General features: G+C 52.2%; 15 protein-coding genes. 5 read left to right on the top strand and 10 right to left on the bottom strand.

Translation table 11 applies throughout. The features are described from left to right. Positions 1–99 precede the first annotated feature (99 nt). The 3 genes from gltX to D4L85_RS09085 form a co-directional block, all read right to left on the bottom strand. A complete protein-coding gene (gene gltX, locus D4L85_RS09095) occupies positions 100–1638 on the bottom strand; it encodes a glutamate--tRNA ligase (protein WP_119754030.1) in 1539 nt (512 codons plus the stop codon). Positions 1639–1765: 127 nt separating this feature from the next. Further along, positions 1766–3934 (bottom strand): S9 family peptidase, encoded by a 2169-nt coding sequence (locus D4L85_RS09090; RefSeq protein ID WP_119754029.1) that lies wholly within the window; start codon positions 3932–3934, stop codon positions 1766–1768. A gap of 58 nt (positions 3935–3992) precedes the next feature. Further along, the gene (locus D4L85_RS09085; protein WP_160143623.1) at positions 3993–6395 is read right to left on the bottom strand and encodes an ABC transporter permease; all 2403 of its coding nucleotides are present in this window, start codon (positions 6393–6395) and stop codon (positions 3993–3995) included. A gap of 73 nt (positions 6396–6468) precedes the next feature. Here D4L85_RS09085 and D4L85_RS09080 point away from each other — a divergent pair, with 73 nt between their 5' ends. Then, the gene (locus D4L85_RS09080) at positions 6469–7452 is read left to right on the top strand and encodes a YpdA family putative bacillithiol disulfide reductase (RefSeq protein WP_119754027.1); all 984 of its coding nucleotides are present in this window, start codon (positions 6469–6471) and stop codon (positions 7450–7452) included. Positions 7453–7464: 12 nt separating this feature from the next. Here the strand turns inward: D4L85_RS09080 and D4L85_RS09075 are convergent, their stop codons facing one another. The 4 genes from D4L85_RS09075 to D4L85_RS09060 all read right to left on the bottom strand — a co-directional run bounded on the left by D4L85_RS09075 (position 7465) and on the right by D4L85_RS09060 (position 12735). Next, positions 7465–8352 carry a fructosamine kinase family protein gene (locus D4L85_RS09075; RefSeq protein WP_119754026.1) on the bottom strand — a complete coding sequence of 296 codons (888 nt, stop codon included), beginning with the start codon at positions 8350–8352 and terminating at the stop codon, positions 7465–7467. 5 nt (positions 8353–8357) lie between these two features. Continuing rightward, positions 8358–10442 carry a TonB-dependent receptor gene (locus D4L85_RS09070; RefSeq protein ID WP_119754025.1) on the bottom strand — a complete coding sequence of 695 codons (2085 nt, stop codon included), beginning with the start codon at positions 10440–10442 and terminating at the stop codon, positions 8358–8360. A 205-nt stretch (positions 10443–10647) separates the two neighbouring features. Further along, a complete protein-coding gene (gene metK / locus D4L85_RS09065) occupies positions 10648–11904 on the bottom strand; it encodes a methionine adenosyltransferase (protein ID WP_119754024.1) in 1257 nt (418 codons plus the stop codon). A 111-nt stretch (positions 11905–12015) separates the two neighbouring features. Continuing rightward, complete coding sequence (locus D4L85_RS09060; RefSeq protein WP_228450830.1) at positions 12016–12735, bottom strand: SAM-dependent methyltransferase; 720 nt, start codon at positions 12733–12735, stop codon at positions 12016–12018. Between the two features lie 41 nt (positions 12736–12776). Here D4L85_RS09060 and D4L85_RS09055 point away from each other — a divergent pair, with 41 nt between their 5' ends. From D4L85_RS09055 to D4L85_RS09045, 3 genes are read left to right on the top strand one after another with little or no spacing between them, the layout of a single operon-like run. After that, complete coding sequence (locus D4L85_RS09055) at positions 12777–12986, top strand: DUF2905 domain-containing protein (RefSeq protein ID WP_162500954.1); 210 nt, start codon at positions 12777–12779, stop codon at positions 12984–12986. 23 nt (positions 12987–13009) lie between these two features. Further along, positions 13010–14155, top strand: a complete 1146-nt coding sequence (locus D4L85_RS09050) for an aminotransferase class V-fold PLP-dependent enzyme (protein WP_119754021.1) — start codon at positions 13010–13012, stop codon at positions 14153–14155. 3 nt (positions 14156–14158) lie between these two features. Beyond that, positions 14159–15070 (top strand): DMT family transporter, encoded by a 912-nt coding sequence (locus D4L85_RS09045; protein ID WP_119754020.1) that lies wholly within the window; start codon positions 14159–14161, stop codon positions 15068–15070. Between the two features lie 24 nt (positions 15071–15094). Here the strand turns inward: D4L85_RS09045 and D4L85_RS09040 are convergent, their stop codons facing one another. Both D4L85_RS09040 and D4L85_RS09035 read right to left on the bottom strand, forming a co-directional pair. Further along, a complete protein-coding gene (locus D4L85_RS09040) occupies positions 15095–15730 on the bottom strand; it encodes a deoxynucleoside kinase (protein ID WP_119754019.1) in 636 nt (211 codons plus the stop codon). A gap of 52 nt (positions 15731–15782) precedes the next feature. Next, positions 15783–16646 (bottom strand): TolB family protein, encoded by an 864-nt coding sequence (locus D4L85_RS09035; protein WP_119754018.1) that lies wholly within the window; start codon positions 16644–16646, stop codon positions 15783–15785. A gap of 42 nt (positions 16647–16688) precedes the next feature. Here D4L85_RS09035 and D4L85_RS09030 point away from each other — a divergent pair, with 42 nt between their 5' ends. Continuing rightward, the gene (locus D4L85_RS09030; RefSeq protein WP_119754017.1) at positions 16689–17954 is read left to right on the top strand and encodes a metal-dependent hydrolase family protein; all 1266 of its coding nucleotides are present in this window, start codon (positions 16689–16691) and stop codon (positions 17952–17954) included. A 2-nt stretch (positions 17955–17956) separates the two neighbouring features. Here the strand turns inward: D4L85_RS09030 and D4L85_RS09025 are convergent, their stop codons facing one another. Further along, positions 17957–18823 (bottom strand): tetratricopeptide repeat protein, encoded by an 867-nt coding sequence (locus D4L85_RS09025; RefSeq protein ID WP_119754016.1) that lies wholly within the window; start codon positions 18821–18823, stop codon positions 17957–17959. Positions 18824–18826 lie beyond the last annotated feature (3 nt).

The raw sequence follows: 18826 nt of genomic DNA, 5'->3' as shown, positions 1-18826 counted from the left end.
TCAGCGAAGGAGGGCCCGCCGGAGCTTCAGCGAAGGAGGGCCCGTCGAAGCTTCAGCGAAGGAGGGCCCCGCCGAAGCTTTTGCAAAGGTGGTTAATATTTATACGCTGCTTTTCACTTTCAATTGTTCCAATGCAAACCCGATCCGCTTCACCACTTCCTCCTTGCCAATGATCTCCATGATCATCATCAGGTCAGGCCCGCCCCCGGCTCCTGTAATGGAGAGTCTCAAGGCCTGCAGGATCTTGCCCGTGCCAACGCCAAGGCTAGCCGCCACTTGTTCTAAAGTGGCTTTGGCGATCGCGGCGTCAAATTGCGCCAGCTTTGTTACCTCTTCTTTATAAGCTGTCAGCACCTTCACCGCTTCATCGTTCCACTTCTTGGCCGCTACGGATTCATCGAATGTAGCCGGGGCCTGGAACAGGAATTTGCCTTGTTCCCAAAAATCTTTCGGGAACGTTACGCGCTCCTTCATGATGGAAACGATCTTGAGGGCTTTCTCCTTGGTGCAGGCGATGTTTTCTTTCGCGAGCGAAGCGAGGAGATATTCCGTCAGCGCTTCGTCGGGTTTGGCACGCAGGTATTGTTGGTTGAACCATTTCGCTTTCTGGATGTCGAATTTCGCTCCTGCCTTTCCGATGCGTTCCACGGAAAATTCTTTGATGAGCTCGTCCATCGAAAACAGTTCTTGCGTGGTGCCGGGGTTCCAACCCAGGAAGGCCAGGAAGTTCACCAGGGCATCGGGCAGGTAGCCTGACTCGCGGAAGCCGGAGGCTTTTTCGTTGGTGTTGGGATCAACCCAATCCAGCGGGAAAATGGGGAAGCCCATCTGGTCGGCGTCGCGTTTGCTCAGCTTGCCATCGCCGGTGGGCTTTAGCAGAAGGGGAAGGTGAGCAAATTGAGGCATCTCTTTTTCCCAGCCCAGGTATTTGTACAGCAACACGTGGAGGGGCGCCGAAGGCAACCATTCTTCTCCGCGGATCACGTGCGAAATTTTCATAAGGTAATCGTCCACCACGTTGGCGAGGTGATAGGTGGGCATGCCGTCGCTTTTCATCAACACTTTGTCGTCAATCTGCGAGGAGTGCACCATCACCCATCCGCGGATCATGTCGTTGAGCCGCACCTCTTCTTTGCGGGGCACTTTGAGGCGGATCACATAGGGCGTGTTGGCTTGCAACAACGCTTTCACTTCGTCTTCCGACAAGGTGAGCGAGTTGCGCATTTGTGTGCGCGTGATGCTGTTGTATTGGGGCAAGTCCACACCGCCTGCCTTCAGGCGCTCGCGCATGGCTTCCAGTTCTTGTTCGGTATCAAAAGCGTAGTAGGCATTGCCCTCCTGGATGAGGCGCAATGCGTGTTCCATGTACATGGGTTTGCGTTCCGACTGGCGATACGGCGCATGGGGTCCACCCACGCCCATGCCTTCGTCGATCTTGATGCCCACCCAGGCCAGCGATTTCAAAATATATTCTTCGGCGCCGGGCACAAAGCGGGTTTGATCCGTGTCCTCGATGCGCAGAATCATGGTGCCGTTGTTCTGGCGGGCCAGCAAATAATTGTACAGGGCCGTCCTGACTCCACCAATATGGAGGGCGCCGGTGGGGCTGGGGGCAAATCTTACGCGAACATCTCTCATTCCTTAGCTTCCGTTTTTCGGACTGCAAAGGTAAAGTGAATTTGCGATTTACGACAGGATTTCAAACCTTTTTGCCTCCCCACAGTACCCCTCCCCTCTCCGTAAAAACCCGGTTTTCCGCCGGTCCTTAGAGATGTTCCACAACGTAGCTGACGAGCATGGTATACAAATGCAGGCGCGTCTTTGCTCCCTGGATGCCATGGTGCTTGTCGGGGTAGTAGAACGACTGGAATTGTTTGCCCGCATTGACCAGCGCATTTTCGAAGGCGACGGAGTTTTGGAAGTGCACGTTGTCGTCGCCCGTGCCGTGAACCAGCAGGAATTTTCCCTGCAGATTTGCGGCGAAGGTCAGGGGAGAGTTTTCGTCATAGCCGGCCGCGTTGAGGGCCGGAGTTTGGAGGTAGCGCTCGGTGTAGATCGTGTCATAAAAACGCCAGTTGGTCACCGGCGCCACGGCAATGCCCATCGCAAAAGTGTCGCCGCCTTTGGTCATCGCCAGGGAGGTCATGTAGCCGCCATAGCTCCATCCCCAAATGCCGATGCGTTTGCCGTCGACATAATTCAGACCCGAGAGAAATTTTGCCCCGGCGATGTGATCCTCCAGTTCCAGCTTGCCGAGTTGCTTGTAAGTAATTTTCCGGAAAGCCTCTCCCCGGCCACCTGTACCCCGCGTGTCGATGACAGCCACGATGTAGCCCTTTTGTGTTAGCATTTGGTGGAAATAATAATGACCGCCGGCAAACGCATCGCTCACGTTCTGTGAACCCGGGCCGCTGTATTGGTAAATTAAGACCGGATATTTTTTGGATGCATCGAAATGCTCGGGCTTCATCATCATACCGTTCAATTCTGTGCCGTCCACGGTCTTGTAGGTGAAGAATTCTTTTTGCGCCAGTTTGTACTCTGTGGCAGTTTTTGACAAGTTCTCGTTCTTCTCCAAGACTTTCACCAGCGTGTTCTTTTTCGTTTGATACAGGCTCACCACATTCGGCTGCGTCGTGCTGTTGTGATAGTCGAGATAAAATTGAAAGTCGGGACTCATGTTGATCACGTGTGTGCCGGCCGCTGCGGAAAGCTTTGTTTTCTTTTTTCCATCGAACGAAATAGAATAAAATTGGCGCTGCATCGGCGAAGCTTCCGTGCCCGTGTAATACAACGTCTTTGTTTTTTCATCACATCCCACGACGGTGGAAATTTCATAGGGCCCCGTGGTGATGGGCTGCACAAGCGATCCATCCAGGTTATGCAGGTAAAAATGTTTGAACCCGCTGGACTCGCTGGCGCGAATGAATTGCTTGCCGTTTTGCAGATAGATCAGGTCGTCGAGCAATTCCAAGTCCACATACGTTTCATTCTTTTCATTCAGAACGCGTGTGCACGCACCGGTAGTGGCGTCGGCGTGAAAAAGCTGGAAATGATTTTGAAGACGGTTCAGCGTCGACACGGACAAAACATTGGGATGGGTTGTCCATTTCACGCGGGGAATGTAAAAATCCTTTTCCTCCGGAAGAGCAGCCTTCACTTTTTGGCGGCTGGCCAGGTCATAGATCCATACTTCCACGGAAGAATTAACTTCGCCGGCTTTCGGATATTTGAACTTGTATTCACGCGGATACAACGCCGTGCCCCACACCTGCATGTCGTATTCCTTCACGGCCGATTCGTCGAAACGATAATAGGCCAGCTTCTTTCCATCGGGCGACCAATAGAAACCTTCTACAAATGAAAATTCTTCTTCATATACCCAGTCGGTGGTGCCGTTGATGATCGCATTAAACTGACCATCGGAAGTCACCTGGGTTTCCGTTTTGGTTTCCAGGTCCACGTAGAACACATTGTTCTTTCGCACGAACGCCACGCGTTTTCCATCGGGCGAAAAAGTGGCGTACGATTGCCGGCCTTGGCTGGACAATGGCGTTAGTGTTTTCGCGGTCCGGTCATACACATAATATTCCGCCGTAAACGACCGGCGGTAAACGCTTTCGCGCGAATTGAGCACGAGCAGCTTCTGTTCATCGGCGCTAAAGCTGTATTGTTGGATGACCAGCGCTGGCGTGAGTTGGTTACCATCCAGCAGCGTCTCCACCGGTTGGCCGGTGGCGATGTTGTATTTCACTATCTTATTGCCCTCGAGGGTCGAATAAAATTTGCCGTCGTTCATCCAATTGATGCCCGTAACGGTTCTTTCGGCAAAGGTGTTTTTTGTGGTAAAATCTTCTACGGTGATCTCTTTTTGCGCGATTGCGCTCGTAAAAAAGGCCGCCAAAACGAGAATCAGGACAAGACGTGGGTGCATAGCTTAAAAAAAATTTCGGCAAAGCTACACTTTCCCTCTTGCGGGCAAAACAAATTTTCTATTCGTGACGCAACGCATCCACCGGGTTCGACAGGGCCGCCCGCAACGTTTGGAAACTGATGGTCAATAGCGTGATGAGCAACAGCAATAAGGTTGGCAGCGCAAACATCCAAAGGTTGATCTCCACCTTGATCGCAAAATTGTTAAGCCAATTGTCCATCGCATACCAAGCCGCAGGGATGGCGATGCAGGTGGCCAAAAAAATCAGGATCAGGTATTCGCGGCAGAGCAACAACACAATGCCCCGCTCGGTGGCGCCCAACACTTTGCGAATGCCAATCTCCCGGGTCCGTACCGACGCCATGTAGGCCGATAATCCAAAGAGGCCCAAGGCCGTGACAAGGACCAGCAGCGTGGAGAAAAATCCGATCAGCTCTCCAAATTGTATGTCGCGTTTGTATTGGCGGTTATATTTTTCATCCAGGAAATAATAGCTGAAAGGCTGGCCGGGGAAAACCTGTTTGAAAAGCGTTTCCAATTTTTGCACCACCGGCTGGGCTTGGGCGGTTTCGATCTTGATCAGATAGAACAACCCGCCTTCGGGCCGGTAGGCATAGATGACGGGGAGTATCGGATCGCGCGGCGACTCATGATGAAAGTCGTTCACCACCCCGATGATGGTGGCCGTGTCGTCCATAAAAAGAATTTTCTCATCGATGGCGTCCTCTGGCTTCTCGAAGCCCAGCGTAGACAGGGCTCGTTCGTTCACAAAAAGCGTTTTGCGCGGGATGCTCTTCTGGGTGAAGTTCCGGCCCGCGAGCAACCGGAGATCGAGCACGTCGACAAAATTTTCATCCACCCACATGCGCTGGTATTGATACGACTTGGTGTCATCGTCTTTGACCCGGCGCACACCGTTGGCCGAGTATAAAATGTGGTCGCCCGGCACCACGTTCAAAAACGTGTTGGCTTTCACACCGGGAATGCGCATCATCTCACTTTTGTAGGTCGCAATGCGCTGGTCTGCCAGTGAGTCGTAGATCTCCGAATCGCGGATCACCAACCTTTGGGTCACATCAAATCCCAGCTGTTGTTTGCGCAGAAAGCTGATCTGGCTAAAAATAATATACAAACAGCTCACCAGAATAATGGCCGTAATGAAGGGTATCATTACCATGCCGCGGCGCACCCACCGCCCCGAACTCGACGTGGTGAAGTTTCCGTTCAGGATAAGCGACGGCTTGAATGTGCTGAGAAAAAAAGCAGGATACATTCCCGACGCGAAGCTTCCGCCAAAAAGAATCCCCGCCATGATCCACCAAAATTCCGGGCGCAGCAACGATAGCGTTACGTGCGTGCTCATCAGGTTGTTGAACGTAGGCAGCATGGCATACACAATAAAACACGCCAGCACGCCCGCCGCCAGGTTTAGAAATATAGACTCCAGTAAAAATTGCCCAACCAGTTGGATCCGGTAGCTCCCCAGCACTTTTCGAATGCCCACTTCCTTGGCGCGCTCCAGCGATTTGGCCGTGGCCAGGCTGATGTAGTTGAACCATGCGATGACCAGGATAAAAATAGCCACTACCGTGAGGTATTCAATGTTGTGATAGTCGCCGTTTTGTTCCAGCTCGTGATCGAAATCCGAGTACAGGTGGATGCTGGTGAGTGGTTGAAGTTGCCAGGTCATCTTCTGGTCGGTCTCTTCCAGCCACGTGCCGGTGTTGGCCATGATGAAGTCCGGGAACTTGGCTTCCAATTCGGCTGCACTGGCGCCGTTGCGCAACACGAGATAGGTCATGATGCCGTCGTATTGCCACGGTAGATCGAGCACTCCCTTGTAAGGATGTTGCTCCAACGTGGGATAGGAGATCATGAGGTCGAACTTCATCTGCGAGTTTTCGGGCATGTCTTCAAACACGCCGGTCACATCGAAGTCGTAGGTGCCTCGGAAGCTTAACGTCTTGCCTATGGGATCTTCGTTTTTAAAAACCCGTTTTGCAAACGAGCGCGACACCACCGCCGTGTGTGGTTCCTTGAGCACAAGCGTGTCGACGCCCTCTAGCAGGTGGAATGAAAAATATTTGAAAAATTTATCGGTAGCAAAGCAGGTGTTTTCTTCTTTGAAGCCTTCACCTTTGTAGGCGATGATGGGTTCCACTTTGTGGAGGGCCACATAGTCTTCCACTTCGGGGAAAGAGGCTTTTATGGCGGGGCCTGCCGCATAGCAGCCCGTTACCGAATGCAGCGTGCGCTCGCCACGGTTGAAACGATCTTGCTGGATGCGGAAGATGCGGTCTTTGTTGGTGTGGAACTGGTCGAAGGTGCGCTCGTGTTGAATGTAGAGAAGGATGAGCACAAACACCGCCATGCCGATGGAAAGTCCGGCGATGTTGATGAGCGAATAAACCTTATTTTTGAGTAAGCTTCGAAAAGCCACCCTGAAATTGTTACGGAACACGCGATATCACTTTAAAGGTGAGAGCTAATCAGGGGTCAGATCATAGCCGATAGATTAAAATTAGCAATTATTCATGAATTCAGAATCCGAATACGATCTTATTATTATTGGCGCAGGACCCATCGGCCTCGCGTGTGGCATTGAGGCGGCAAAGGCGGGATTGCGCTATTGCATTTTGGAAAAGGGTTGTCTTGTCAACTCGCTCTATCACTATCCGTTGAACATGACCTTTTTTTCTACGTCCGACCGGCTGGAGATCGGCGAGGTGCCATTTGTTTCGCACGGACCCAAGCCGGTTCGCTCGGAAGCGCTGGAATATTACCGCCGGGTAGCGTCAACATGGAAGTTGCATGTCAATTTGTATGAGCCGGTGCTCTCCATTCACAACCGGCAGGGCGCGCACGAGGTCGTCACATCCAAAGGAAACTATCGCAGCGCGGCGGTGATCCTGGCGCTGGGATTTTATGATCTGCCCTATCTGCTCAACGTGCCCGGCGAGGAGTTGCCAAAAGTGAAACATTACTACGACGAGCCCCACCCCTATTACGCGCAAAAGATCGTGGTGGTAGGCGCCGCCAATTCGGCGGTGGACGTGGCTTTGGAAACTTTTCGCAAGGGCGCCGAGGTCACCATGGTGATCCGCGAAAAAACCATCCGCGAAAGCGTCAAATATTGGGTGAGGCCGGACATTGAAAACCGGATCGCCGAAGGCTCCATCACGGCCTATTTCGAGTCGGAAGTGCTGCGGATCAATCCCACCACCGTAGTCATCAAAACGCCGCAAGGCGAAAAAACGCTGGAGAACGATTTTGTGCTGGCCATGACCGGCTACCAGCCTCCTTTCGCATTTATGCGCGCGTGTGGCATCACGTTTCACGACGATGCCTTTCACACGCCCGTATACAACGAGGAGACCATGGAAACCAATGTTGAAAATCTCTACCTGGCGGGTGTTATGGTGGGAGGTTTGAAAACAAATAAATGGTTTATCGAAAATAGCCGTGTGCATGCGGTCATGATCGTGGACGCGCTGAAGAAAAAGTTTGTCCGTCTTTGAGCCGCTGACCCGTCAGCTATATTTTCGCAGAATGCTATCGAGCGAAAGTTTATAGGATGCACCAAACAAATTGAGGTGCACGAGTAAAGGATACAGGGTGTAAATATCCTCACGGTCGTCGTAGCCAGGTTGCAAGGGAAAGGCCTGGTGATAGGATGCGTAGAACGCTTCGTGGAAACCTCCGAAAAGTTTTGTCATGGCCCATTCCATTTCGCGGTGACCGAAATATACGGCCGGATCAACCAGACACGGTTCCCCTTTTTCATTTACCATCAGGTTGCCACTCCAGAGATCGCCGTGTAGCAGCGCCGGCTTTTCATCCGAGAGCAGGGAACGAAGCTTGGGATAGAGGCCTTCAAAAGCGTGGAGCCACGATGGGTCTATGCGATGGGTGTTGTAGGCAAGTTGCAATTGCGGCCCCAGTCGTTCATGAATAAAGAAATCGATCCAGGCGTCGTGTTGTGCGTTGCTTTGGGGAAGTGATCCGATGTAATTGTCGTGGTCCAACCCAAACCGGGCGGCTGTGACGCGATGCAGTTGTGCCAGTCTTTCGCCGAGCATTTCCCAATACCGTTTTGCAATGGGTGCTTTGGCGATGAATTCCATCAGAATAAATTGAAAAGAACCGGCCTGTCCTGCGGTGAGTACTTCCGGGATATCGATCACGGCTGGTTGGCGAAGGTGTTGCAGTCCGCTTCGCTCGTTTTCAAACATGCGCGGATACTTGCCGGCCAGATTCCATTTCAGGAAGAAATCACCCGCAGTGGTTTTCAACTTGCCAGCGCTGTTGATGCAGCCCCCGCTCACAAACGAAAAATCTTTCAACGCTACAGAAGGCATCGTGGTTTGCAGAAAGGCGCTCACCGCCTGTTGAACCTCCGATGGAACTTCTGTCAACATGATCGCTACGATCCTTTCTTTAGCAGCGGCTTGATGCGAATGCCTCCATAATAATTACGCGGCGCAGCGGCGTTGTAAAATCTGCCGCCCACAGCATTCAAGTCGTTGCCAAGACTATAGGTCTTGTTCAATGCATTGTCGATGCCGCAGAAGACCTCAAACGGAACATTCTTTGTGAGCAGGGTGCGGTAACCAATGCGGCCACCCACCAATACATAGGACTTGGCGAACTCGCTGTTGGCATCGTTCAACGGAATGTCGTCTGTGAAGCTGGTGGTGATGTTCGCGTAGAATTTCTTCACCGTAAGATCCACCCCGATGAGCCCGATGTTGGGTGCAACGCCCGTGAGTTGGTTGCCGGAATAATTCACACCGTCTTGTACGTAGTCCGAAAAACGATAGTGATTATACGTATAGCTTCCCCACACGCGCAGGTAGGACACAGTTTGGTCGGCCGCGAGCGACGGCATCCACGAAAGGGTGGCTTCAAGCCCGCGTTGAGAGGTTCTGCCGGCGTTTATAAAATAATCGGCACCATCGGGTGTGCGTTGGATCACGATGGTTTCATCGAGGCGGAAGTCATAGGCTGTCAGATCGAAGGAGACCTGACGATTGAGCGCGCTGCCGCGTATGCCCACTTCATAGCTGAGGCCCCGCTCGGGGTTCAGGCTGTTGTTATAATTTCCAGTCGACGGGCGTACTTCTGCTAAGGAAGGCGGCGAGAAGCCTTTGCTCACACTGCCATACACCGAAAGTGTATGCGTTAATTTTTTCAACAGCGCGACCCGCGGTGAAAATACAGGATCGAATTTGCGCTCTTGATTGATCACCGGTGTGACGATCAGCGATGCATAGTCATATTTCAAAAAGTTCATGCTGCCTCCCAACGTCAAAAAAAGATCGCCTGGTAATTCCAGGTCGGCTTGCGCAAAAGCAAGGAGCTGATTGGATTTCAACTTGTCGTCCGATTGGATGTTGCCCGCGACGCCGAGGTTGTTGTCGTATACTTTTACAGGTGAATAAAAGTATTGATACTCACCGCCAAAGGAGATCTTTCCATTCCATTTTTCTTTGTCGAAATTATATTGAGTCGTCACGCGCCCACCGACATTGTCTTCATGGCGCTTTTCGAAGTTTCGGATCGTGGGGTTTTTGAAATCCGTGATCGAGCCATAGGCCGCAGTCTTTATAGACCAGCGGTTGTTCCAGGCATAGTCATACACAAGTCCTGTATACGCTGTTTTATTGTAGACCGCCGCCTTTTGATCCACGGCGCCTTTCGCTGCCGGGGTAGTGGGTCGAGCCATGCTGGGATCCTGTTCGAACTGCGCTTTCGTGAGGCCACCGGGTGTTTCATAAAAAAGGTCCGTATAAAAAATCGTAGCCGACAGCGTGCTCTTTGAATTTAATTTGAATGCCAGATCCGCATTCACCGCATCACGGCGCATAGCCGTCTGCTGCCGGTATCCATCCGATTGTTGATGCGCAAATTGTACCGATGCTTTCACTTTATCCGATCCGCCGGAGGCCGACAATTGATAACGCTGCAAACCATAGCTGCCTGCCATCGCTGAAAACTGAAGCTGGGGAACCGGCTCGATCTGTTTTGTCAACAACATTACTCCACCGGTACCGGCGCCATACAAACTTCCACCGGGCCCCTTGATGATCTCGGCGTTGGTGATGGCGTTGAAGTCGATCAAATTCAAATAGGTATTGCCGCCACCATCCGTTAACGGCAAACCATTCCAATACATTTTCACATTGCGCACACCAAACGGCGAGCGAAGCAAACTGCCCCGGATGCTAAAGCGGTAGCTTCCGGGCGACCGCTCCTCCATGCGCACACCGGGTATGGTGTTCACCGCGGGGAGAATAGACGTGTTGCTAAAACGTTCGAGGTCTTTGGTGGACACAACACCCACCGCGGCGGGCACTTCACTCATGGGCCGGTCGTAAACATAGGCCTGCACCACCACCTCATTCAGGATTTTTGTCGTATCCGCTGGTGCCGAAGGGGCTGCGGCCTCCTGAGCAAAAGCAAAGCCGGCGGAGAGTATCGAAAAACTAAAGAGTAGAATTTTTTTCACGGGATCTGATTATGAAAGAAAGATAGGGAAGGAAAAGCATTCCTCCATTTCGTTTTGGGAAGAGTTCGTGAAATGGCGGTTTCAATGGTCAATCAACCTGAACACAGCGCACACCGATGGGTTCGGGGGTGTTCATTGTATTTGAATAAGCAAAAAAAGAGGCTGCCTTCCGGCAACCTCTTCTCCTTGAATATCTGGAAGATGCTTACGCTATTTTGAAAGCTTTCTTAACCGCATCCACAAAGTCTAATTTTTCCCAGGGGAACAATTCTACTTTCACTTTCTTCTCGCTCTTCTTGCCTTTGTTGAAGATCTTCTCTACCACTTTCGGCTCGCGGCCCATGTGACCATAGGCAGCGGTTTCCGCATAGATAGGAGTTCTGAGGCTGAAGCGCTGTTCAATGAAGTAAGGACGCATGTCGAAGATCTTGGCAACGCGCTTGGCAATCTCGCCATCGCTTTGTCCCACTTTGGCGGTGCCGTAGGTGTTCACATACAAGCCCACAGGCTGTGCCACGCCGATGGCGTAAGCTACCTGCACCAGCACTTCGTCGCATACACCGGCAGCAACCAGGTTCTTGGCGATGTGACGGGTTGCGTAGGCTGCCGAGCGGTCTACTTTAGAGGGATCTTTACCGGAGAAGGCTCCACCACCGTGAGCGCCTTTGCCACCGTAGGTGTCTACGATGATCTTGCGGCCGGTCAAACCGGTATCGCCGTGGGGACCGCCGATCACGAACTTGCCGGTGGGGTTCACGTGATAGTTGATATCGTCGCCAAAAAGATTTTGAACACGTTTCGGGAGCTTTTTCTTGATGCGGGGAACAACGATGTTGATCACATCTTCTTTGATCTGCTTCAACATCACGGCATCCTTTGCAAAATCATCGTGCTGGGTGGAGACCACGATGGTGTCGATGCGCATGGGTTTGTTGTCGTCGCTGTATTCGATCGTCACTTGCGACTTGGCATCCGGGCGGAGGTAGGTCATGACTTTGCCTTCTCTGCGGATGGTGGCCATTTCGCGGAGCAGGGCATGGGCCAGGTCCAACGGCAGCGGCATGTAGTTGTCGGTTTCGTTGGTGGCATAACCAAACATCATCCCCTGGTCGCCGGCGCCTTGATCTTCTTTCTTCTTGCGCTCAACGCCCTGGTTGATGTCGGGCGACTGTTCGTGGATAGCTGAAAGGATACCACACGAATTGGCTTCGAACATGTATTCGCTTTTGGTATAACCGATCTTGCGGATCACTTCGCGGGCGATGTCCTGCACATCCAGGTATGCCTCAGATTTCACCTCGCCGGCCAATACGACCTGTCCGGTAGTTACCAGGGTTTCACAAGCCACCTTGGAATTGGGGTCGTAGGCTAAGAAGTAATCAATAAGCGCGTCCGAGATCTGGTCGGCTACTTTGTCGGGGTGCCCTTCCGAAACGGACTCTGAGGTGAATAAATACGGCATAAGGATTTTTGGATTAAAGTGTTTATAGATTAAAGGACTGTTTTGAAAAATTTCGAATCGCAAATTTAGAGCGATTATTGAAAAAGAAAAAAGTCTACCAAATCAATCGAATTAAATGGCTAAAAACAAGAATATGGCCGGGGCCTTCGGCCAGGTGGGGCTCGTCTTGCGCCACCGGCTTACCGGTTGGGTTAGGATGGACTCCTCCTTGCCGGTAACCTCTACGGCTACGCAAAGCAAGGTCTCCGGGTTTAAATTTTTTAGCAACACCTCGAAAACAGCGTTGTTCCTGTAGGGCGTTTCAATAAAGAGCTGCGTCTGGTTCTTTTGCCGGGACTCCTTCTCAAATTCTTTCACCGCCTTGGCGGCTTCGCGCGCATCGATGGGCAGGTAGCCTTGAAAAGCAAAGCGCTGACCGTTCAGACCCGAGGCCATCAATGCCAGCAACAACGACGACGGACCCACCAGGGGCACTACCCGAATGCCGCGATCGTGTGCATACTTCACGGCCAGCGCCCCGGGGTCGGCCACACCCGGGCAACCCGACTCGGAAATGACCCCCATGTCGTGACCCTGTGTGATGGGCTCGAACAATTGCTCCAGCTCCTGGGGTTTCGTGTCCTTGTTGAGCACGCCAAAATGCAACGGCTCGATGGACTCATAAATCTTCAGGCTGCTTAGGTATCGTCGGGCCGTGCGTATATCTTCGGCCAGAAAGTGAGCTATGTGGGGCAACTCGTTCCGGACTTGTGCCGTTATCACCACGTTCTGCGTGTCGTCGGCAATGACGTTGGGGATGAGGTATAGCTTTCCTGGCATGCTTCGTGACAAAGTCGCGGTTTGAGGCTCCAAGTTGAGAAGAAATTTTTAATATGGGCAAGTGGCTGATCGTAATAGGCATCGTCTGCATCGCGATAGGACTCATCCTTACCTATGCCGACAAGTTCCCTTTGGGCAAACTCCCGGGCGATATTTCCGTGGAGCGGGGAAATTTCAAATTTTATTTTCCGCTCACCACCTGCATCCTCATCAGTCTGCTGCTGTCGCTCCTGCTGTTTCTCTATAATCGCTATAAATCCTGATCGTATATCGCTTAACATCATCCATGCTCACTTGTAAACGCTCTGCTTTCACCTTGCCGCCGCGCATCACCTATCTCAATTGCGGCTATATGTCGCCTCAATTGAAAGATGCCGAGAAGGTGGGCATCCGGAACCTGCGCCGCAAGCGCAACCCGGCCGCTATCAAACCCGAAGATTTTTTCAGCGACACCGAATTGTTGCGACAGGAATTTGGCACACTCATTCATGCGGACGATCCCAAACGCATTGTCGTCGTTCCCTCGGTTTCCTATGGCATGGCCAACGTGGCGCGCAACCTCAAGATCGGTCGCGGCGACAACATGATCGTGGCCGCCGAGCAGTTTCCGAGCAACTACTATCCCTGGCAACGCCTGTGTGAAGAGACCGGCGCCCAACTAAAATCCATCGCCCCTCCCGAAGAATTTTCAGGCCGCGGCCAAAAGTGGAACGAGCGCATCCTCGACGCCATCGACATCCACACAAAAGCAGTCGCCCTGGGGCACGTCCACTGGGTGGACGGAACCCTGTTTGACCTGATGGCCATTCGCCGGCGCACCCGCGAGGTGGGCGCCGCGCTCATCATCGACGGCACCCAGTCCGTCGGAGCCCTGCCCTTCGATGTACAAGCTTTCCAACCCGATGCATTGGTTTGCGCAGGATACAAATGGCTGCTCGGTCCCTATTCCACCGGCCTGGCGTACTACGGGGAGTATTTTGATCACGGCAAGCCCATCGAAGAAAGCTGGCTGAACCGGGCGCATAGCGAGCAGTTTTCACAACTCACCAACTATCAATCCACATACCAGGCGGGAGCCTTGCGCTATGAGGTGGGTGAGCATAGCAACTTTGTGCTGGTGCCCATGCTGCTGAAGTCCATCCAACAGCTCAACCGTTGGGGAGTAGCCAATATCCAGGAGTATTGCGGTCACATCAGTCGCGAGGCCACCCTAACCCTGCGCGACAAAGGGTTTCTCATTGAAGATGAAGCCCATCGTGCGAAACACCTGTTCGGCATCCGGCTTGGTCAGCACGATCCTGAAAAGATCAAAACCCAACTGCTTAAAAACAATATCTATGTGTCGTTCCGGGGCAACGCCATCCGCGTAGCACCCAACGTGTACAACACGGAAAAAGACCTGAAAAAATTCGCTACGTTGATATCACGCTAGAGCATGTCTGACAAAAAATCGTACGCCTACTTCATTGGTGGGATTGTCATTTGCTTACTGGGGTCAATTTTCTTTTCCACGAAGGCCATCTTTGTCAAGCTCGCCTATCGTGAAGCACCCGTGGATGCCATCACGCTGTTGGCCCTGCGCATGCTTTTCTCGCTTCCTTTCTTTGTCGTGTCTGCGTTTGTGTCGTCTCAAAAAAGCGATAACGTGAAATTCACGGGAAAACAATGGTTGGGCATTGCCTTGGTGGGATGCCTCGGTTATTATGTGAGCAGCTTGCTGGACTTTATGGGGCTGAAATACATTTCGGCAGGCATCGAGCGGCTAGTTCTCTTCATTTATCCCACGTTTGTGCTGCTCATGTCGGCCCTGGTGTTTCGCTCGAAGATCAGCGTTCAGCAGTGGCTGGCCTTGCTCATTACCTATGGCGGTTTGCTCATCGCTTTTTGGGGCGAGGCCCGTGTGGACGTGGCCAATGATTTTTACAAAGGTGCGCTGCTCATTTTTACGTGCGCCATCACTTATGCCATGTACATCGTGGGCAGCGGGCGGCTCATCCCTTCCGTGGGTGCAGCCAAGTTCAACAGCTATGCCATGAGCTTTGCAGCAGCGGCCGTGCTGCTTCATTTTTTTGTGACGTCATCCAATTCGCTGTGGGATCAGGATGCTTCCACCTATCTCTATAGTTTTCTCATGGCCATTCTCGGCACCGTCATTCCTTCTTATCTCGTCACCTGGGGCATTAAACGTGTTGGCTCAAACAATGCCGCCATTGCGGGGAGCATTGGACCGGTGTCCACGATCTTGCAGGCCTATTTCTTCTTGCAGGAGCCGATTCACGCGTTGCAACTAGTGGGCACGTTGCTGATCCTCATGGGCGTGCTGATGATCAGCGTAAAGAAAAAGTAAAGCGAATGTCTTCGAGGGAGATGGTCACATCTCGAACAGGTTGTTCAACTCCAGCTCTACCTTACCGATAATGAAAGCAAAGTCCTCGATGCGCTCCACGAAATCCAGATGGTTCACATCGATGATCAGCAATTTACCCAGCGTGTAGTTGCTGATCCATTGCTCGTAGTGTGTATTCAGCTTTCTGAGATAGTCCAGGCTCATCGCGTATTCGTATTCACGGCCGCGCTTTTGGATCTGCTGCACCAGCTTGGGAATGTCGGCCTTCAAGTAGATGAGCAGGTCCGGGGGCTGCACAAAGTTTACCATCGAGTTGAAAATGTCGAGGTAGTTCTGATAGTCGCGTTCGGCGATGTGACCGCTTTCGCGGAGATTGGATGCAAAAATATAGGCGTCTTCATAGATGGTGCGATCTTGCACGATGGTCCGGTCGCTGTGCTTGATGGACGTCACCTGTTTGAAGCGGCTGTTGAGAAAATAGATCTGAAGGTGGAATGCCCACCGGGTCATGTCCTCATAGAAATCTTTCAGATAAGGATTGTCGTCCGCCGACTCGTAGACCGGGAGCCAGTTATAGTGTTTGGAAAGTTTTTCCACCAACGTGGTTTTCCCTGATCCGATGTTGCCGCTGATGGCAATGTGTTTGATCTTGTGCTGCATCCTTATTTTTTCAAGGCGCCAAGGTAAAAATAATTCCCTGTCGTTAAGCCTTTCATTCTGAAACCACGATCGCCATCTTGTCGCCTTTAGCATTCACGGCCAGGCGGGTAATCCCCTTCAACGGCAGTGACGTGTTGATCTCCACCGCTTTCCACACTGCATCTTTGCCGGGACGAATAAAAAATAATTTTTCCCCATCGCTCATGATGATCCGTCCGTCGGGCGTCCAGGTCAGGTCCTCGCGGCCTGGAAGCGTCTTTGCCAGTTCGGTAGATGTGCCGTCCTTCTCCAGTCTTTTGATGATCCAGGCATCGTCGCCCGTTTTTTGAACAAAGCTGATGTTGGACGATTTGGGGATGCTGTGCAGTGAACGCCCGATGTTCTCGGCCACCACATTATCGGTATGATCTTTTATCGCGTGACGGTGCAACGTATGGGGTTCGCCCAAAACAAATAGCACCAGGCTTTGAGCATTTTCCCAGGCATGATAGCCCACCGTCAGATTGTCGATCAACACCACAGGGGCGCCGCCGTCGATGGGATATTTACCCAGGTCCTGTTTGCCATCGTCGCGTTGGATGATGCAGCTGAGAAATTTCTTATCGGGGGTGACCGTGGGTGAAAATTCCTTTTCCGGTGTTCGCGTGATGTTTCGCCGGCTGAAGGTCGCATAGTTGAACTCGATGATGTCCGTTCGCCCGGCGCTGTCGGCGGCACTATAGTACAGCACGGTTTTGTCAGGATGAAAGAACGGCTGGTTGTCATAGCCGGGCCGGTCGGTAATGTTTTTGGATTGCACCAAGGTGATGCGATCTTTCTCCAGCGACAGGTCGAAGAGATAAATTTCGGTGCCGGGCTGTGCATAGGCCAGTCCGCCACACATCATAAAAAAGATGAAGGCAAATATCCTGATCATAGAAGTGTTGTAAGCATCTGCAATTAAAGTTACCTTTTAATCATGAAAAAACCCTTCGCTAAAACAACGCTGGCCGCCGTTGGTTTCTTGCTGGTGATCGCCGTTCATGCCCAACAAAAATATATTCTCGAGCCCGACCGCGTTTTCGATGGCGAACAACTGCACAGTGGCTGGGTGGTGGTGGTGACCGGCGACAAAATTACGGCCGCCGGAGTCCCATCCCAACTCAACCTGCCCCCGGAGGCCACCACGCTAAAGCTACCCGGTTGCACACTTCTGCCGGGACTCATCGAAGGTCATTCGCACCTGCTCCTCCATCCTTATAACGAAACGCCGTGGGACGACCAGGTGCTCAAAGAATCCGACGCCTTGCGGGTAGCCCGCGCCACCGTGCATGCCGAAAAAACATTGCGCGCCGGCTTCACCACAACGCGCGACCTCGGCTCGGAGGGTGCCGGCTATGCCGACGTGGGTTTGAAACAAGCCATCAACCAAAACATCATCCCCGGCCCCCGCATGTTGGTGGCTGGTCGCGCCATCGTAGCCACCGGAAGCTATGGCCCCAAAGGATTTGACACCGACTTCACGGTGATGCTGGGCGCCGAACAAGCCGACGGCCCCAACCTGATCCAGGTGGTCCGGGACCAGATTGGCAAAGGCGCCGACATCGTAAAAGTATACGCCGACTATCGTTGGGGTCTGAAAGAAGAAGCACAACCGACGTTTTCTGTGGAAGAACTTAAGCTGGTGGTAGAAACTGCCAAAAGCAGTGGCCGTCCCGTAGTCGCTCACGCCGTCACCGCCGAAGGCATGCGACGGGCTGCGGTCGCCGGCGTGGAAACCATCGAACACGGCGACAATGGAACACCGGAAGTGTTCAGGCTCATGAAGGAAAAAGGCATTGCCCTCTGTCCAACGCTCGCGGCAGGCGCTTCGATTGCCCAGTATCGTGGATGGAAAAAAGATTCACAGCCGGAGCCTGAACGCCTGGTGCAAAAACGCCAAACATTTCAGGAAGCACTCAAGGCAGGCGTTGTGATCTGCGCCGGTGGCGATGTGGGCGTTTTCGCGCACGGTCAAAATGCCTATGAGCTCGAGCTGATGGTGGCCTATGGCATGAATCCACTGGAAGTTCTGCGTTCAGCCACCAGCGTCAACGCCAAAGTATTTCACCTCGACAAGGAAGTGGGAAGGATCAAGGAAAATTTAAAAGCCGACATTCTCGTGGTGAAAGGCGACCCTTCCAAAAACATTTCGGATCTGCGCCAGGTGAAATGGGTGATGAAGGATGGTGTCCTTTATGAATAGTGTCACTTTTTCCGGTAAACATTATTCAGCCAAGCCTGCGCTCCCGGAGTATGATGCCAAACACCACGGGCAACAGTGGCATAATAAACCGCCTCACTTTTTTCTCCCTTCACATATTCACTTCCACCCGGTGGCAGCGTTTTATCCGACATCAAAAACGCCATCACATGACCGTTTTGCGACCGGGCTTGTTGCAACATTTCCCTGGCTGCGGCGGTGTCGCCTTCTTTTTTAAAGATGTGCAGAGTCTTATTGAATAACCTGAACGTGCTTCGATCGTCGACGTATAGCGACTGAATTTCATCAAACACATCGGGTTGTGAAAGATCAAGGCTGTAAAGCATGGCGTAGTCGCGGGCGCCCTGGTTATCGTTCGGGTTGAGCGTCAATAGTTCTTTGAACAGGTTCAAGGCAGCCTGTTTCTCATCGAGTTCATAGAGCGTCATAGCATAGCCGAACAGACATCGCATAAAAGGTCGTGTTTCATGCAGTGCCCAAAAGCGTCCTTTATTTTCTTCAAAGAATTTTTCTCCCAGCTTGCGACGGCCGGCGTTCATCCCATTCCGATAAAAAATAAGGCTCTGCAACGGGCTGACCGCAAACTCCGCCATATACTCAAAGGCCTCCACGCATTCCGGGTCCAGTTTCAGCGCAGAGAAGATCTTCTTGTCCGCGTCCAAGGCCGAGCGTAGTTCGCGCGCTTCATACACCAGGTGTTGAGCACGTCCCTCCGGCGTGGCAGACCCTTCACCGATGGACTGACCTTTGAGTTTGTCCATAAACTTCTCCGCTTCCTCTTTCGATTGAAAATTTTGAGAAGCGAGCAGCCGCTGGAGGTCGTGCATTATTTTTTCGCGATTCTTGCTCATCGT

This window comes from Chryseolinea soli (genome assembly GCF_003589925.1).
GTDB lineage: Bacteria > Bacteroidota > Bacteroidia > Cytophagales > Cyclobacteriaceae > Chryseolinea > Chryseolinea soli.
Note: the sequence above shows the minus strand (reverse complement) of the source record. Positions and strands in the feature narration are given on the sequence as shown.

Coding starts and splice junctions, on each gene's coding strand:
- D4L85_RS09090 (WP_119754029.1), bottom strand. CDS start 3,934: ATGCACCCACGTCTTGTCCTGATTCTCGTTTTGGCGGCCTTTTTTACG.
- D4L85_RS09080 (WP_119754027.1), top strand. CDS start 6,469: ATGAATTCAGAATCCGAATACGATCTTATTATTATTGGCGCAGGACCC.
- metK (WP_119754024.1), bottom strand. CDS start 11,904: ATGCCGTATTTATTCACCTCAGAGTCCGTTTCGGAAGGGCACCCCGAC.
- gltX (WP_119754030.1), bottom strand. CDS start 1,638: ATGAGAGATGTTCGCGTAAGATTTGCCCCCAGCCCCACCGGCGCCCTC.
- D4L85_RS09075 (WP_119754026.1), bottom strand. CDS start 8,352: ATGTTGACAGAAGTTCCATCGGAGGTTCAACAGGCGGTGAGCGCCTTT.
- D4L85_RS09035 (WP_119754018.1), bottom strand. CDS start 16,646: ATGATCAGGATATTTGCCTTCATCTTTTTTATGATGTGTGGCGGACTG.
- D4L85_RS09025 (WP_119754016.1), bottom strand. CDS start 18,823: ATGAGCAAGAATCGCGAAAAAATAATGCACGACCTCCAGCGGCTGCTC.
- D4L85_RS09050 (WP_119754021.1), top strand. CDS start 13,010: ATGCTCACTTGTAAACGCTCTGCTTTCACCTTGCCGCCGCGCATCACC.
- D4L85_RS09045 (WP_119754020.1), top strand. CDS start 14,159: ATGTCTGACAAAAAATCGTACGCCTACTTCATTGGTGGGATTGTCATT.
- D4L85_RS09040 (WP_119754019.1), bottom strand. CDS start 15,730: ATGCAGCACAAGATCAAACACATTGCCATCAGCGGCAACATCGGATCA.
- D4L85_RS09030 (WP_119754017.1), top strand. CDS start 16,689: ATGAAAAAACCCTTCGCTAAAACAACGCTGGCCGCCGTTGGTTTCTTG.
- D4L85_RS09055 (WP_162500954.1), top strand. CDS start 12,777: ATGGGCAAGTGGCTGATCGTAATAGGCATCGTCTGCATCGCGATAGGA.